We start from the raw sequence: 16491 nt of genomic DNA on the forward strand, positions 1-16491 counted from the left end.
CATTGAGCAACCAGAGCGTCATCAAGTTTGCCCAGGAGCTTCTGATCAACGAGGATCCCGGCACGATCAGCCCCGCGATGATCAGCGCCAAGATCGATCAGGTGCTTGCCTTCCAGCCAGCCTGGCGTGAGGGATTCGACCAGGATGCAGCGATCGCCGAGCTGGTGAGACGCTTCAGCGTATGGGTCGGAACCGACTCCACCATACGCAACGATGAAGGCCACAGGGCGTGGCTTGAAGCTTCGCGCAAGAGCGACTGGCGATACTGGCAGCGGTATCGCGAGTATCTCGAGGCACGGATGTCCCTTGCGGCGGTCGATGGCCTTGACCGCTCCACCGACATGATCCTCGGGATGCTGGAGGATCCGTTGCGTGACGGAGCATGGGATCGACGGGGGCTGGTCGTGGGCCATGTCCAGTCGGGCAAGACCGGAAACTATACAGGCCTGATCTGCAAGGCAGCCGATGCGGGCTACAAGATCATCATCGTGCTGGCCGGTCTCCACAACAATCTGCGCTCACAGACGCAGATGCGTCTCGACGAGGGGTTCCTTGGGTATGAGACAAGGCCGATCGCTGACGATATCCGCGAGATTGGCGTCGGCCTCGTGGACCGCGATCCCTCGATCCGTCCCAACTACGTCACGAACCGCACCAACAACGGTGATTTCAGTACAGCCCGTGCGAACACACTCGGCATCACACCGGAACAGCGGCCGTGGCTTTTCGTGGTCAAGAAAAACAAGACCGTGCTCGAGCGTCTGCTCGGGTGGGTACGCCATCACGTTGCCGACGCGCAGGACGAGAACGGGCGCAAGATCGTCAAGCGACTGCCGCTGCTGCTGATCGATGACGAGGCTGACCATGCCTCTGTAGATACAGGCGAGCAGATCTTTGACGAGGACGGCATCCCGGATCCCGAGCACCAGCCGACCGCGATAAACAGCCTTACCCGCAGGATCGTGCACACCTTCAGCCGGTCCGCATATGTCGGGTACACTGCGACGCCCTTTGCCAACATCTTCATTCACGAACGGGGAGAAACAAAAGAGGAAGGTCCGGACCTTTTCCCCTCCGCCTTCATCGTGAATCTGGCTGCTCCGTCGAGCTATGTCGGTCCGGCACAGATCTTCGGGCTCCGGTCGACAGCAGGACGCACACCTGGACTGCCACTTTACCGGGAGGTGGGCGATCACATGTCGGAGGATGGCAGAAACGGATGGATGCCGCACACGCACAGGAACGGTTACGTGCCGCGCAGCGACCGCGAGACAGGCATTCCGGCAACGCTGGAGGCGGCAATCGACTCCTTCCTGATCGCCTGCGCGGTGCGGCGGCTGCGTGGCCAGGCGGATGCTCATTCCTCGATGCTGGTGCACGTCACACGATTCACCTCCGTGCAGAAGATCGTGCACCAGAAGGTCGAGGAGTACGTCCTGTCGCTGCGTCAGCGGCTCGGCCGCCAGATCGGACATGAAGATGCCGAGGCGCGTCTCGGGCAGCTTTGGTTCGCCGATTTCGTTCCGACAAGCCAGGCTTCAGCAGAGAGTTTCGGGACCCTCGCTGGAGATGCAGCACTTCCCGCGTGGCCGGATGTGCTGGAGGCAATCCGGCTGACCGTCGCCGACATCGACGTCCGCATGATCAACGGCACGGCAAAGGATGCGCTTGACTATGCAGACCAGACAGGCCCCGGCCTGAAGGTGATCGCTATTGGCGGCGACAAGCTTTCGCGTGGACTCACCCTTGAGGGCCTGTGTGTCAGCTATTTCCTGCGGACCTCGAAAATGTACGACACGCTCATGCAGATGGGCCGCTGGTTTGGATACCGCCCCGGCTACATTGACCTCTGCCGGCTCTACACCACCGGTGAACTGGCGGGCTGGTTCGGACACATCGCAGATGCCGCCGAGGAACTTCGCGAGGAATTCGATCTGATGGCAGCTTCTGGCGCCACACCACGGGAATACGGGCTGAAGGTCCAGTCACATCCTGTGCTGCTTGTCACGTCGCGGCTGAAGATGAGATCGGCCAAAAGCCTCATGCTCTCGTTCAGCGGGCAGGTTTCGGAAACGATCACCCTCTTCACCGACAAAACGGTGCTGCAGCGCAATCTGGATGCTGCGACGGATCTCGTCCGCAGGCTCGGAGAAGGCGAGGACAATCCCGAACGACAGCGGGGCGATGGCATGCAGCGCTGGCAGGGACGGCTCTGGGAAAAAGTCGCCGCCACCGACGTCATTGCCTTCCTGAATTCGTACCGGACGCATCCGGACGCATACAAGGTCAACAGCGTCCTGCTCGCCGAGTTCATCACGAAAATGAATCTCGTCGATGAGCTGACCAGCTGGATTGTCGTCGTTGTCGGCGGTGGGCGCGGCGTGTCCCATCCACTAGCCGAAGGTCTTGAGGTGGCCATGCTGAAACGGTCTTCCGATGGTGTGGAGGGGCGTTATTCGATAGGACGGCTGCTCTCACCACGCGACGAGGCGCTCGATCTGGACGAAGATGAATGGAAAGAGGCCATGGCGATCACCAGGAGCGGCTGGAAGCCTGATCCTGCGCGTTCCCGATCCGTCGAGGGTCCCTCCGATCCTTCGGGACCGGCGATAAGGCGGGTCAGGGGTGAGGGCATCAACGGGCAAGGCGGACATCCCGAGCGCGGACTGCTTCTGATCTATCTCCTTGACCCGGCCGAAGCAGGCGGGAACGTGCCGGCGGACCTTCCGCCGGTGGTCGCCTTCGGCATCAGCTTCCCTGCCAGCGAGTCCGGAACAAAGGTCGAGTACAAGGTGAACAACGTCGCATGGATGCAGGAGTATGGTGGTGCTGACTGATACCGGCGAACTGGAGGCCGCATGGAGTGCGCTCGCGGGCCAGAAAGCGGAGAAGGGCTTTCTGACGGTTGCACTTGGCCATTCACAACCCCGATTCAGGGGCGGGATTGTTTTTCCTGAAGGAGGCGAGACACTCCTTGTGGGATTCAGCGTCGATACCACACCTGCCAAAACCGAGCTCCCCGAAGGGAGCGGGTTCCGCGTAGAGACTGCAGGAGAAGCGCTGGCGCCGGGCTTCGGACTATGGGTCTGCCTGATCCGTCAGGCGGGAGCCGGCCGTGACCTTTTTGTCCAGATGTCGGCCGATATTGTCGCTGCGCTTTCGGCTACCTCCACCAAGTCGGACAGCTGGCTGCTCGCGCTGATGCTTGCCCGCATCAGGGCGTGGCAGGATTTCATGCGCCGGCCAAAGCCGGACCGCCTTTCACCAGAAGAAGAGATCGGTCTGTACGGCGAACTAGTCTTTCTTCGTGAATCGCTCGATGCGGGGGCCGTGCCCGACATCATGGTCCATTCATGGGCAGGCCCCCGCGGCGGACTTCAGGACTTCCAGAGCGACACCATCGGGATCGAGGTGAAGTCGACGACTTCGGTCAACGGCTTCCCGGCCCAGATCAGCTCGCTTGAACAGCTGGACGGTCTTTCCGGCCGGCCGGTCCTGCTTGCCGGTCTCCGGCTCTGTCAGCAGCAGACCGGCCAGACGCTGCCCGAGCTGACTGACGCTCTGAGAGCCCGGGTCGCATCATCCCGGGATCTCGCTGCCTCCATGGACCGCGCGCTGCTTCTCGCCGGTTATGACGGCTCCGCCGCAGGTCTTTACTCCCGCCGGTTCGATCTGGTGGACGTCCGCGTTTTCGAAATCGATGACAGTTTCCCCTGCCTGCTGCGAAGTTCAACTGATCCGGCGATCAGGACCGCGGTCTATGAAGTCGATCTTGACCTGGTGAATGCGAATGTCATTTCGCTGCCCGAAGCTCTGACCCGTTACGGAGTGCTTTCCGCATGACCCTTCAGGAATTTCTGGTCCAGACCCAGAGCGAGGTAAATGCCCTCGTCAGTGACCGCATGACGGAAGGCGGATATCTCAAGGCGGAGGCTGCCTTCACCGACGTGGTCATGCAGCACATGGCCGAATGCGGCATGACGTTTGACCCCCGCGTCCTTCACATAGAGCGCAAGGTCGGCGCCGCGACACTCAAGCTGAATGGTTACGCCGTGTCGGACGAGGCTGACCAGGTCGACCTGTTCGTCACACTGTATTCGGGGGCCGATACGGTTCAGCCCATATCGGACAGTGAGGTCGTCAAGGCAGCCGAGCAGTGCCTCAAATTCCTGGGCAGCTCCGCGGATGGCAAACTGGTGAAGGCGATAGATCCTTCGGATGATGCCTACGAGTTCAGTCTGACAATCCGGGACTGCTACGCCGATCTCGAGCAGGTCCGTGTCTACGTGCTGACTGATCGCCAGGCCAGGACTAGGACCTTCAAGCCGCGCGATGTCGCCGGAAAATCGGTGCGGCTGGAGGTCATGGATATCGAACGCCTGCACCGGCACTGGTCGGAAGGAAAGCCGCGTGACGAACTGGTCGCCAGTTTTGAGGAGATCTGCGGCTCCCCGCTGCCGTGCGTCTATGTGCCCGGTGAAAACGAGGAATATGACTACGCACTCACGGCGATTCCGGCAAATGCCCTGCGGATGCTCTACGACCGCTATGGGGCCCGGCTTCTCGAGGCAAATGTCAGGTCGTTCCTGAGCCAGACCGGGAAGGTGAACAAGGGAATCCGGGACACGCTGCGGGACACTCCCGAGCGGTTCATGGCCTACAACAACGGTATCGTCCTGATTGCTGACGAAGCAGGCCTGGGGCGCGCGGGTGACAGCTCGACTGGCCTTGCCTGGCTCAAGGGAATGCAGATCGTGAATGGCGGCCAGACCACCGCGTCGATCTATTTTACAAAGCGGAAGTACCCCGAAACGGATCTTACCCGGGTCAGGGTTCCGGCAAAGGTGATAATCCTGCACCGGCATGACCCCGAGGCCGAGGAAATTCTGATTGGTGATATCTCCAGATACGCCAACAGCCAGAACGCGGTGAAGGTTTCCGATCTCTCCGCCAACAAGCCGTTCCATGTCGAACTCGAGAAACTTGCCCTGTCGACCTACTGTCCGGATGGCGTTGGCCGCTGGTTCTATGAACGGGCAGCCGGCAGCTACAACGTCATGCTTGCCAGGGAGGGAACGACTCCGGCGAGGCTACGACAGATCAGGGACGCGGTGCCGCCAGCCAGAAAGATCACCAAGACTGATCTTGCCAAGTATATCCAGGCCTGGTCCGGCAGGCCACATATCGTTTCGCTCGGCAGCCAGAAAAATTTCGAAAGGTTTATGGCCGAGCCCGAAACCACGGCAGCCGGGTCTCTGGATGTGGCGGGGTACAAGAAGCTGATTGCACAGGCGATCCTGTTCAAGGCAGCCCAGAAAGTGGTTCGAAATGGTGGCTTCAGCCAGGCCCAGGCAAACATAACCGCGTACACCGTGGCATATCTTGCGGAGAAATGGCGCAGCCGGCTTTCCCTGGAATCGATCTGGCAGCGCCAGTCAGTTTCGCCGCAGCTGTCCAGCTTCATTTCGGAACTCGCTTCGAGAATGAATGAGGTGCTCCTTCAGACGGCCCGCGGAGCCCAAGTATCCGAATGGGCAAAAAAAGAAGAATGCTGGGATAAAGTCAAACTTGCGTCGCTTCCGGCAATTCCTGATGGAGTGCCCGAACTGGCGCGTTAGGAGAAAACATTTGGCAACCGGCACAGGCGTGCTTTCTGACCTTTTCAGGGGGATCGTCTTCAAGCGGCTGAGCCCTGTCGAAGTCGATGCTGTCAGATCCAACCAGCATGAGTTTAACGGCTCCAGTCCTCTGATCGAGCTGTTCGGCCGTGAGCAGCCGCAGCGTCTGGATACCGATTTCTACTGGATGTCCAATGCGGGGCAGCTCCTGTCTGAAAGGGGGATGCTGACGTGGTATGATGCGAGAGCGCGTCATCCGACCCGGACGGAGTACCGGCTCTACTACTACGACAATTCCGTAACCCGGAAGGCAACGGCGGGCGATACCCTCCTGATTGGCCGCAAACCCGATGAATCGACATTTCTCCTCATAGCGCCTTCGACGGGCGCAGCAGCAACGCGCATTGCGTGGCTTTTCGGCATCGAGGTCGAGCCTGGCGCGGCTTTCGCTGCGCTCGATCTCGATGCCGCAGAGCGCTCCAGACTGCGGCTTGGGCTGGGGATGAGCGCGGGAGAAGGCCAGCCGGCATGGGAAGCAGAGAAGGAAAAAGCTCTGCCCATCCAGCCACCTGAACTGCGCTCATCGATCCGAGAGCTTCAGAGGCGACTAGGTAGTTCGGAAGAATGGAGCTACGACGAGCGATCGTTGCCATTCGAACCCGATAGGGAATGCTAAGAACCTGGTGCCGCTAACCATATGCGAGCTCCAGACGGGCGCTGGCCGACCGGCTTGAGATCTGTTGCGGATCCCGATCGATTGCGCTTGGGACGCAAACCAAAAGGCCTTCACCAGCCCCATGATCACCCATCTGCACCTCGACCTCATATTCTGATCCGCTTGCGCGCCGCCGTCTGGCGGTCGCGAACGAACGCGCATGACGGGGAACAGGATCGTGATCAACACCCCAGGAAGTCAGAGGCCACGATATATCGCTGCCGCCCATTCATATGTCATCCCCTGAGCAACAACGCTGCTTGTCCCCAAAGGCACAGATCCACATCCAGTGCGACCGAAGTTTCCGGGATTGGCCCCCATTGAGCTATAAGGCGAACGGCCGCTACCGCGATAGCCCGACTGTCAGGAATGGCGCTTTTTGCTGGTTCCCCGTCAACGAGTTGTACGGCGGGGGAGCACCGTTAACCGAAATTCAAGCTGAAACGATACCAACTTAGTCGGCCCATTGACGCCTTACCATTTGTTCACTATGCGTTCCGCCCATGATCACGCACCCGTACCTCGACCTCATACGCTGACCGCTCCCGCAGTCGCCATCCAGGCGGACGAGAACGCAAAGCGCATGACCGAGGAAACCACCGTGATCCGCACCTCCAGAAAATCCGAGACGACGAGGCATGCCTGCCGTCCGCTGATACACGCGGCCGTCGGCGCCTGAACGCGCCCGTTTGTCCGTCCTTTCCGATTTTCATGGCCGTGCCGAACCCTCGGCGACGGCCTCGTTCGACGAGGTGTCGAAATGATCCGCTACGAGACTGTTGAGAAGCCCACGGGGAGCAACCAGACCGCATTCCGACGAAAGCTCTTCCGTTCCCTTCCACGTTTCCTCGCCTATTGCGCGATCATGCGCTCTTGCCGTCCCCATTGGCAGTTCCGGAATTTCAAACCCATCGTCCTCGGGCTCGTAGTGCCCAACGGAGCGGATGTCGCCATTTACGAAGACGCGGCACGCTACGCGGCGCACGGCCCAGCCATTGTGACGCACGGGGATCTCGACTCAACGGAAGTCCTGCTGCGGACAAGCGAACGAAAACGGACTGTGGACGACCCCGACCTCTCCAGAACGTTGGTCAGGAAGTTGCGCGTGATCCTTGTGGCGGACAACGCAGCCGCTGTCCCGGAAACGTTCAGTCACGCGGCCGACGCAATGCTCGAGGTCGACCCCGTCCTGCCACGCCACGTCATCGCTGGGGCGAGGCTTTGCCTCGGGTTGTCGGTTACGCCTGAACAGGCAGATTTCATCGCGACAGTGCCGTTATCGATCGTCGCCTCCGCCCTCCGCACTGGAAGACCAGTGGCGAAGGCCATCGAGATGATGAAGCGATCAGTCGCGCCGAAGCCGAAGCCGAAGGAGGTTTTCGGGCCCACTTTGGATGACCTCCACGGCCTCGGCGAGGCGGGAGAGTGGGGACGGGAACTGGCGACCGACCTGGCCGACTGGGCGGCTGGTAGGATCGGCTGGCAAGACGTCGATCGTGGCATCCTGCTGAGCGGGCCGCCCGGCACGGGCAAGTCAACGTTCGCGGGTGCGCTGGCGCGGACCTGCGGCGTTCACCTTGTCCTCGGCTCGCTCGGTCGCTGGCAAGCGAAGGGGCATCTCGGAGACCTGTTGAAGGCCATGCGCGCAGCTTTCGACGAGGCGAGGAAGAACGCGCCGTCGATCATTTTCATCGATGAAATCGACGCCGTGGGCGATCGCGAGAAATTCAGCGACCACAACGCCCAGTACTGCACGGAAGTGGTGGCCGCTCTGCTCGAGTGCATCGACGGGGCAGAGGGGCGTGAAGGGGTCGTCGTTGTCGGGGCCTGCAATCACCCGGACAAGCTCGATGCCGCACTCGTCCGTGCCGGCCGGCTCGACAGGCACGTTCGCATCCCGTTGCCCGACCTGAATGGGCGCGAGGGAATCCTGCGATGGCACCTACAGGGTCTGCTTCCGGATGCCGACCTGTCTGGCATTGCCGCGGCGACCGCAGGTTGGAACGGCGCCTCGCTCGAGCAACTGGTGCGGCAGGGAAGGCGCGTCGCGCGGCGGCAGCGGCGGGATCTGACGCTCGACGACCTATCCGGCGGGCTGCCCGTCCGGGTCGCCATTCCCGACGAAATGCGGCGAAGGGCGGCAGTCCACGAGGCCGGACATACCGTCGTCGCTCTTGACTTGAACGCAGGGGAGATCGTGTCGGTTTCCGTCGCCAGTACCGTCGCCCCGAACGTGGCCGAACTCCAGGACGGCGGAGGGGTGTTCTTCAATGGGAATCCGATGCGGGAACGCACGCGGACGCAGCTGCTGGACGACATCGCCGTCAGGCTCGGCGGCCTCGCGGCCGAGGAAGTCATGCTGGGAGACCGCTCAGCGGGTGGGGGCGGTGCCTCTGGGTCCGACCTTCATAGCGCGACGCTGTCGGCGCTCACATTCGAGGCCTCCTACGGCCTCGGAGAGGGTTTCGCCTATCTCGCTTCCGAGGACGAAGACGAACTGTTCAGCGCCCTGCGGGTCGACCGTTTCCTACATGCACGCGTCGACAAGGTGCTGGCGGAGCAGTTCGCCCGGGCGAAGAAGATTGTCGAGGGGCATCGGCAGGAGGTGGAGCGTATTGCGGGAGCCCTGGTGGCGAAGGGGAGTTTGTCGGCGGAGGCAGTCGAGGAACTGATCGCGCAGCAACCGCGGCTGAAGTTGGTCGACGAGCCCGACAAGAAGGCGGGATAACGTGGCTCGCCCTTCTCTCGCAGCTTTCAGAGATACCCGCTGACGGCCATTTTCGGGACCGAAGCCAACGTCGGCGTGTTGCGCGAACTTTTCAGGCACGGAGGCCTCCTGTCCGCGCCATCCTTGGCCAGCCGCAGCGGCCTTGCCGGATCGAGCGCGCGTGCGGCTCTGGAGAACCTTGAGGCCAGCGGCATTGTCGCCAAGGTGGGCAGCGGCCGTGTCCACCTCTACCGCGCTCGCATTGAACATCCGCTGGCCTCGTCCCTGGAGGGATTGTTCGAAGCGGAGGAAATCCGCTTCGCGTCGCTCTGCGAAGCCGTCCGTTCGGCGGCATCAGATGGGAGTCCCGCGGTGACCGCCGTCTGGATTTACGGCAGCGTCGCACGTGGCGAAGATCGGCCGGACAGCGACCTGGATGTCGTCGTTGTCGCAGAAAGAGGGATCCTTGAGGGCATGTTGGCGGCGATGAGGGACGTACTCGTCGAACCCGGCGAATTGTTTGGATTTTCTCCGTCCGTGGTCGGGCTGGCTCGCGAGGACATTGTCCGCCTTTCCCGCCTACGCGATCCCTGGTAGCAAAGCGTGGCCGCCGACGCGATCGTCCTCGTTGGCGCGCGCCCCGATGAATTCGCGCCTGAGGCTCATGGATAAGACAATCGGGAGACAGGGGCCACGATGTATTGTCCCGACGGGCCACGGGGGCTGATATAAGGTCCGCAATAGTTGAAATGCTGTTGCTCGTTTCCTCGATCCGAACGAGCAAGTAGCGCCAGCAGCCGACGCGGCACCAAGGTCCTGAACGTCTCCTATGGGGCCGTGTATGGACGGCTCTCCGTTGGCAAGGGATTTGTGAGCTTTTGTAGTTGCTGGTTGGTGCGGCCATGTATCCGACCTGTAGGTGCGGCCTTCATGTGCCGCTGGCCATAATGCCATTCGCGCGTTTCAGGTCCCGATCGAAAGCTCGCACTTATAGTGCACGGCCCCAGTGGGTTTTCCTGATCCGGCGGTTTCAACCGGCTTTGTGCATTAGCTCCTGTCCGCCCTTTCCAACCTCGTTGGCGATCCCGCGCCTTGTTTCGTTCTATGCGATGACCGGCTCCCTGTAGCGCTCGCCGCCGGTCATCAATGCCCAGACCATGCGGGCTGTCTTGTTAGCCAGCGCAACCGCCGCGACCTTGGTTGTTCGCCGCGCCATCAGTTGCACCAGCCATGGCCGCCTGGTCCCGTTCCGTTCGGCATAGCGGATGACCGCCATGGCGCCGACCACGAGCAACTGTCGCAGGTAGCGATTGCCGGCCTTGGAGATGCTGCCGAGCTTCTCCTTGCCCCCGCTAGAGTTCTGCTTCGGCACGRGCCCGATCCAAGCCGAGAGGCATCGCCCCGACTTGAATGCGTGCGGATCGGCGACGGTCGCAACGAACGCACTCGCCAGCAGCGGGCCAAYGCCCGGAATCTCCATCAACCTGCGACCCAGTTCGGTCTCTCGCGCACTCGCACGGACCCGGCGATCGTTTTCGAGGATCTGTTCCTTCACGACACGAAGCTGTGCTTCCAGCATCCTCAGGCAAAGCCGTGCGTCGGCCGGTATCCTGGCATCGTTCTCGTCGTTGATGACCACGAGAAGTTGCTCAATTCCATTACGCCCGATCGGCGCCACGACCCCGAACTCGGATAGGTGCGCCCGCAACGCGTTCGATATCTGTGTCCGCTGGCGGTTGAGCATCAATCGAACCCGGTGCAGCATCATCACACTCTGCTGCTCGGGCGACTTCACCGGCACGAAGCGCATCGTCGGTCTTGTCACGGCCTCGCAGATCGCCTCTGCATCTGCAGCATCATTCTTCTGCCGCTTCAGATACGGCTTCACATACTGTGCCGGCAGCAGCCGCACATCATGGCCACGTGCAGTCAGTTCTCTCGCCCAATAATGCGACGAACTGCAGGCTTCGATTCCGACCAGGCAACGTGGCAGGCTCTCAAAGAACGGCAGCACACGCCCACGCGTCAACTTCCTGCGAACTGCAACCTCACCAGCCGCATCCACGCCGTGGACTTGAAACACGGACTTCGCAATATCCAGACCGATTGTCGTAACGTTGCTCATCATAGCGCTCCTCCAGCTCTAATCCCGCGATCATACCGCAGGAAGGGAGGAGAGCCGTCCACCGCATCAGAAGCGGACAGGCAGGTGGCGTGATTGCAAAAGCCGCCATGGATAGGCGTGAGCCTGGCCACACAGGAAGTCACCGTCCAGCCAAACCCGCCGCCATTTCGATCCAACCACCTATATTCTTGCGACCGTTTTGCTTCGTGAAGTTGTAACGAATATAATGCTTAGAGATTTCGACAACCGTGTCACTGGTCGGCGGTTTGAACCAGAGGTCGCCTACCGAGACCGCCAGGGTATAGTCGTCATACTTTATCCATTTGCCGCTCTTCCATTCGGCGAAGAAAATGCCACTTGACGTTTTGTAGAGCCCCACCTGCGCCAATGGATCCGCACCCTCTGGGCCGACCTCGCCCGCGACGTTCTTGACGCCATCAACGTCAACCGTGAGCAGCCCATTCCCCTTCAGAACGCTACGAACAATCTCGTATCGGACCCATCGTCTCTGCCACGTGAGCCTTCCAGAAAGTACGCATGTCACGGACGTGTTTTCCAAGCTATTGCGCAAGAAATTCTTGAGCGCGGCGGGGCTCTCGTTTTTCGCTGCCTCGAACACGCTGCTGTCGAAGAAGCCACGATCAATCTGATCTTGCGGACGGACAACCCAGCTGTTGCGCACGTTCCATGCGCGCCACTTGTCTTCATCATGATGGAATGAGAAGAACGTTCTCCGAGCCATCGGGCGCGCCGTCCTAACCTGTCTTCCTGAACGCTTGCGCGTTGCCGGTCCACTCCCGGAAACTCTTATAGTCAGATGTGGAGCGGTGCACCCTCAATTCCTTTAGCGATAGCGCGTTTTCGTCAATCCAGGGATAAATCCCGAGGTATTCTTGACCGTAAAACGACGTCTCCTCGTTCTTCGTCACTGGAAGAATGGCGACTGCGCCCTTGTATCCGTCAAAGTATCCCAGCTCCCACGACATCCACTTCGACGCCGCGGAGTTGCCGCTATGAACATATATCAACGAGAGGCAACTCAGCATCCTTTTGCGCAGGGTTTCAGCTGTTCCTGGAGTGACATTTGTCCGGTCAAGGTTTGGGTCCTCGATCCAATCCACGTAGACGGAGCGTCCGTGGTCCTCGAGGATAAGTTTGATCCCGAGAACCACCTCGGCATCCTTCGTTGAGTGGCTGAGGAAGACATCGTAGGTCTTAGAAGAACTGAAATCGCGTGTTGCCTCGTTCAGGATTGTCGGCGCGGATTTATAAGTCGTCACGCGTCTGGCGCGGCTTCGGGCACGGTCTTCTGTAATTGTCGGCATGTCGGATCCATTCAGAATGAGCGATTGTCTAGCACAGGTATATCCAGAAATACCGCGCGCCCTATGACTGGGCTACTTTTTAGGTCGGCGGGATCTCGCCGAAGTTTTCGGCATATTTCTGCATCCACTCTTCGACGCCAATCGAGTCGGTCGCAAGGTCCCCAATGATGGCTTTCATGAACAGCTTGTCCCCAATGTGCTCTCCCAACGATCGATAGGCCTCGAACTGAGTCTCGGAGAAGAATTGATCGACAGTCGAGTGATGCGGAAACGAGGGCTCGTCGAGTCGATACCTCCTCAGGAACTCTCCCTCGTTACCTGTGAGCGAGAGCTTCACGTAAAGCAGATAGCCGATTTCCCACGGCTCCCTGGCGTCTCCTGTGGGGTAGCGAATTCGGCAGAAGCGGAAGTGTGAACGACTAAACCCGGTATCGAGCAGCCGGATCTCGTCAAGTTCGGCGTCGATCATAATCCCCATGTCGATGTAAGCGAGCCGCTGCAGGTTGGTGAGTGCATGGAATGTCATTTTGGGGTCAGCCTCGCCGTCAACCGCGACGATGTATCTGCAACGTCRGCGGAGGAGCTCGTAAACACCCAGGTTCTCGATATGCCCGCCATCGGAGATGTTGACATAAGGGAGTCGCTCACTGGCGGTCGCCATGAATTCGCGGAACAGATACTGGATGCCCGGATCCCGACGCCAGCGGCGCCGGTGCGCCGCCGCTTGATCATTCTCTGCCATGTCAGGTTTTCTCAGCCAGGCATTGAGGCGCATGTTGAAAAGTGTCAGCCAGAAACTCCCCTGTTTCGTGGTCCGCAGTCCCATCTGCGGAGATACGGCTCCACCTGACAGAGCCATGGTCGCTGCGAGATCAAGCTTGGGATTTAGGTCCTCCCATGCCTTGGTATCTCGATACCCTATGAGATTGCTGCCGGTGATCAGCGGCGTGAAGGTAAACACGTCGCAAAGACGGCCTCGCATTCTGGGGTCTTCAGATCCTGGTGCATTAAGCGCGCAATTAATGATGGGAAAAAAAGAGAGATCCGGCTCGAACTCGCTGAGTTTGGGTGAGACATTGGTATCGCCCAAAAAGCCTTGAGCCTCGAACGATGCGTAGAACGCGTGCTCGGCAAGCAGTAGAACGGCGCAGGTAACGAAAGGAATGACGATTGATCGCGCCCGCGCGAACACCGCGAATATTGATCCCAGGACAGCGATGGCGGTCGCGCCCACGAGAAGCGTCGCTAACAATGGGCCGACTTCACGAGCGAGCGCGAAATTGCCGGTAAGGCGTGCAATGCCGACGTGGAAGGCTCCGAAAGCGACCCAAAGCAGTGGAAGGCAAAATAGGAATCCGAGACTTAGATGCCACACTGTCAGTTCGCTCAGTTGCAGCCGTTCTTGCCGGGAGACATTGCTCAAAAGGACCAAGGCCAAGATGGGACACACCCATCCAAGCCATGTAGGCACCTCGAAATGCTGTATGCCAGTTCTGCCAGCCAATTCGACGGCCGCGATAAAGGCTATCACGCTGAGTGCAAGGACTGCGTTCACGAACACGCCGTACATAGAGCGCATTACTAAGAGCAATCGCTCGACGAAGCCCGCAGAAAGGAAGCTAGCCCGTTGCCTGACGCGTGCTAAATAATCGGATTCTCGTTCTGTCCGCTTGAAAGGCTCTTGATTGGATAGCAACCCAAACCCTTCGGGAGGGTTGGAAGTACCTAGCAGTGACGTAAGGAAGCATCCTGCGTATCCGCCCCCGGATACCGTCGACAGATAATCGAACTGTGGCAACAGGTTCTTGCGTGAAAGCGCGGCGAGGACCCCAAGCGAGAAGGTAGCACTACGTATTCCGCCTCCGGACAGCGCGATTCCCGCTGCCCAGTCTCCATGGGACACCCCATATCGCTCCCTCCGGCGCTGGACCGCCGCTCTCTCATGATCGCCATAGGTTTCATGGCCACCGGCTGGTCGCCATTCAGCTTCCCTTGGCGGATTTTCGCCCACCCCAGGGCTCGCGGATCGGCTCGGGTCGTAGGAAGCGTCCGTTCCCGTGAGCAGCGCAAGCGCGCGCTCCAGTACACGTAGGATGTCCTGAATCTGGTATAGTTCGGTGCGAAACACATCGCTAGAGTCCAGCGCGTCGAGAACGCCGCTTCGACTCAAGGGATGCCATTTCGCTGTGAACGGCCTAACTTCCACATTCAGGGTATGCCAAACGAGGATTTCGAAAGTGCCACATCCCACATTGTTTGCCGTGATCGCTCGCGCCTTGCCAAACAGCTCGGCCACGCTTTCAAGCGCGCGTTTCTCGGTTCYACTACCATATGCGAGGCGGGCCGTGGCGATACGGGAAATCAGCTCTACGCGAAACTGATGAGCTGCCGTTTGGTTGGCGGTGTCACTACTCCAAATGCTGTCGCCGAAAACGGACAGAAAATTCGCCCCGAAAATATCGGTAGCAGATAGCTCCGCCAGTTTTGATCGGATCGTGTCGCTCGTCATTTTCACCTGCCCGATCATCATCGGCCACAAAGCTAGTTAAAAGCTGCATTCCCGCGGGCCGCGTAGCGTGGATGCCCCCGTGCCATCGCCCGCAATGGCTTCTTCTCGGCAGCGCCTAGTCGAAAATCTTGTCGTCACTGACCGAATAACGGGCCGCGCTTTGCTTGAATTGAAAGGGATCATCGACGACCCGGTTCAGGTAAGCGGATTGGCTAGTCGTAAGCCAGTTGAGGAGCCCCTTACACTCATAGTTCAGATAGACTCGATGTCCCCTCAAGTTCGTGTATCGAATCTCCTCAAGTATTGCTTTCGGAACTTCTGGCGCGGACCTGCCGAAATAGAAGAATTTCTCCGATATCAGAACACGGTCGGCTCCAGTGTCTGTGCTAATATTGTGAAGATCTGGCGATCCGTTCGGCCGGCTATGATGTGAGTCAAGTTGCCTCCAGTCGCCGTCCTCCTGGTGATATATATTGTCGCCGAGCATCATTACTCGACTGCCGTTGCGGACAGGTCGTTTGTCCCGAAACCCTGGGTCTGCCCAGTATTCATTGAATGACATGGCTCCGGTGACCTGCATCGCAAAAATGCAGCGTCCCACCGCATCGAGTTTCGCGCCGCCCATCCCGATCACCCAGTCACCAATTTTTGCCTTGCGTCTCACAACTGGCTTACAGGTCGCGAGCGTGCAGACGCCATGAAAAGGATTTGGGGCGAAACCGAAGTCGCGTGCCACAACATACATGTAGACCGCCACGGATCAGCATCGCGAAGTGGAGGACGTGTGGACAGGGGTACGCGAAGATCCGTCGGCGTCACGGAAATCTGGGTCAGCGCCCTCCACCGCGTCGATAATCGCGTCCGGATTCCAGTTTACGAGATCGCTACCATAATCCTCGAAGGCGGGCGGTATATCCGCCGCCGTTCCCCCGCGGGTAAATACGCCAATGATACGCTTTCCGAGTTCGTGCGCCTTCCGAATCTCCCAGTTCACCCAAGGGCGCGCATGGGTTTCTTTTCCGATCAGGACGATCACTGTCGACGCCCAGGACATTTTCATCCTCAGAAGGCGCCTGATCGCATTGTCGCTGACCAGACCCTTATCCAGCCTCTCCTGGTTCGCTGGCTTCGCCCTGATCGAGCTGTTCCTGATCTCGTATCCCTTGCGGGCAAGCGACTCGGTTAGTTTCGTGACGTGTTCGTCATCGGCATGATGGTGACTAATAAAAACGTGGCGCCTTCCCGACATTTCACTTCTCCGAATACTTGACGAAATGTATATCACTGGTTGAATTTCGGCGCGACTGTTTGGGGAGCCTCATGGCGGGAAATCTGTTTATATTCGAAGGGCCGGATGGCGTCGGAAAAACGACGATCGTACAGGCACTCAAAGATAAGTTGGCGAGCGATCGTTTCGAATTTTTGAGCTTTCCTGGCCGTGAGGAAGGAACCCTTGGTCACACCATTTACCGCATCCATCACAGCCCTGAAG

Annotated in this window: 13 protein-coding genes; 6 read left to right on the forward strand and 7 right to left on the reverse strand. The window is 59.4% G+C overall.

Annotation, left to right across the window (positions count from 1 at the left end; translation table 11 throughout):
- Nucleotides 1–2: 2 nt before the first annotated feature.
- The 6 genes from AC1D0I_RS10765 to AC1D0I_RS10790 all read left to right on the forward strand — a co-directional run bounded on the left by AC1D0I_RS10765 (nucleotide 3) and on the right by AC1D0I_RS10790 (nucleotide 9637).
- The gene (locus AC1D0I_RS10765; protein ID WP_477394962.1) at nucleotides 3–2837 is read left to right on the forward strand and encodes a Z1 domain-containing protein; all 2835 of its coding nucleotides are present in this window, start codon (nucleotides 3–5) and stop codon (nucleotides 2835–2837) included.
- On the forward strand, nucleotides 2821–3843 hold the full coding sequence (locus AC1D0I_RS10770; protein ID WP_477394963.1) for a PD-(D/E)XK motif protein: 1023 nt from the start codon (nucleotides 2821–2823) through the stop codon (nucleotides 3841–3843). The genes AC1D0I_RS10765 and AC1D0I_RS10770 overlap by 17 nt, the downstream gene beginning before the upstream one ends.
- Nucleotides 3840–5618, forward strand: a complete 1779-nt coding sequence (locus AC1D0I_RS10775; RefSeq protein WP_477394964.1) for an AIPR family protein — start codon at nucleotides 3840–3842, stop codon at nucleotides 5616–5618. Before AC1D0I_RS10770 ends, AC1D0I_RS10775 begins: the two co-directional genes overlap by 4 nt.
- Before the next feature lie 10 nt (nucleotides 5619–5628).
- Complete coding sequence (locus AC1D0I_RS10780) at nucleotides 5629–6294, forward strand: hypothetical protein (RefSeq protein ID WP_477394966.1); 666 nt, start codon at nucleotides 5629–5631, stop codon at nucleotides 6292–6294.
- 799 nt (nucleotides 6295–7093) lie between these two features.
- Nucleotides 7094–9061 carry an AAA family ATPase gene (locus tag AC1D0I_RS10785; RefSeq protein WP_477394967.1) on the forward strand — a complete coding sequence of 656 codons (1968 nt, stop codon included), beginning with the start codon at nucleotides 7094–7096 and terminating at the stop codon, nucleotides 9059–9061.
- A 123-nt stretch (nucleotides 9062–9184) separates the two neighbouring features.
- On the forward strand, nucleotides 9185–9637 hold the full coding sequence (locus AC1D0I_RS10790; RefSeq protein WP_477394969.1) for a nucleotidyltransferase family protein: 453 nt from the start codon (nucleotides 9185–9187) through the stop codon (nucleotides 9635–9637).
- A 505-nt stretch (nucleotides 9638–10142) separates the two neighbouring features.
- On the opposite strand, the gene AC1D0I_RS10795 is transcribed toward AC1D0I_RS10790, so the two are convergent.
- The 7 genes from AC1D0I_RS10795 to AC1D0I_RS10825 form a co-directional block, all read right to left on the reverse strand.
- Nucleotides 10143–11165, reverse strand: coding sequence for an IS110 family RNA-guided transposase (locus AC1D0I_RS10795; RefSeq protein WP_477394971.1), 1023 nt, complete (start codon nucleotides 11163–11165; stop codon nucleotides 10143–10145).
- A gap of 139 nt (nucleotides 11166–11304) precedes the next feature.
- On the reverse strand, nucleotides 11305–11907 hold the full coding sequence (locus AC1D0I_RS10800; RefSeq protein ID WP_477394973.1) for a TIR domain-containing protein: 603 nt from the start codon (nucleotides 11905–11907) through the stop codon (nucleotides 11305–11307).
- Between the two features lie 13 nt (nucleotides 11908–11920).
- Nucleotides 11921–12490 carry a toll/interleukin-1 receptor domain-containing protein gene (locus AC1D0I_RS10805; RefSeq protein WP_477394974.1) on the reverse strand — a complete coding sequence of 190 codons (570 nt, stop codon included), beginning with the start codon at nucleotides 12488–12490 and terminating at the stop codon, nucleotides 11921–11923.
- Between the two features lie 79 nt (nucleotides 12491–12569).
- A complete protein-coding gene (locus tag AC1D0I_RS10810; RefSeq protein ID WP_477394976.1) occupies nucleotides 12570–14999 on the reverse strand; it encodes a patatin-like phospholipase family protein in 2430 nt (809 codons plus the stop codon).
- Nucleotides 15000–15114: 115 nt separating this feature from the next.
- Nucleotides 15115–15756, reverse strand: a complete 642-nt coding sequence (locus AC1D0I_RS10815) for an Nmad2 family putative nucleotide modification protein (protein WP_477394978.1) — start codon at nucleotides 15754–15756, stop codon at nucleotides 15115–15117.
- Between the two features lie 3 nt (nucleotides 15757–15759).
- Nucleotides 15760–16248 (reverse strand): TIR domain-containing protein, encoded by a 489-nt coding sequence (locus tag AC1D0I_RS10820; RefSeq protein ID WP_477394980.1) that lies wholly within the window; start codon nucleotides 16246–16248, stop codon nucleotides 15760–15762.
- Between the two features lie 32 nt (nucleotides 16249–16280).
- Nucleotides 16281–16491 (reverse strand): hypothetical protein (locus AC1D0I_RS10825; protein ID WP_477394982.1); only part of this gene is annotated, 211 nt, incomplete at its 5' end.

The sequence above is a fragment of the Mesorhizobium sp. P2_D1 genome (assembly GCF_056404455.1).

Excerpts from the sequence above, each read along its gene's own strand:
- AC1D0I_RS10775 (WP_477394964.1), top strand. The coding sequence starts at position 3,840 with ATGACCCTTCAGGAATTTCTGGTCCAGACCCAGAGCGAGGTAAATGCC.
- AC1D0I_RS10820 (WP_477394980.1), bottom strand. The coding sequence starts at position 16,248 with ATGTCGGGAAGGCGCCACGTTTTTATTAGTCACCATCATGCCGATGAC.
- AC1D0I_RS10800 (WP_477394973.1), bottom strand. The coding sequence starts at position 11,907 with ATGGCTCGGAGAACGTTCTTCTCATTCCATCATGATGAAGACAAGTGG.
- AC1D0I_RS10805 (WP_477394974.1), bottom strand. The coding sequence starts at position 12,490 with ATGCCGACAATTACAGAAGACCGTGCCCGAAGCCGCGCCAGACGCGTG.
- AC1D0I_RS10770 (WP_477394963.1), top strand. The coding sequence starts at position 2,821 with ATGGTGGTGCTGACTGATACCGGCGAACTGGAGGCCGCATGGAGTGCG.
- AC1D0I_RS10785 (WP_477394967.1), top strand. The coding sequence starts at position 7,094 with ATGATCCGCTACGAGACTGTTGAGAAGCCCACGGGGAGCAACCAGACC.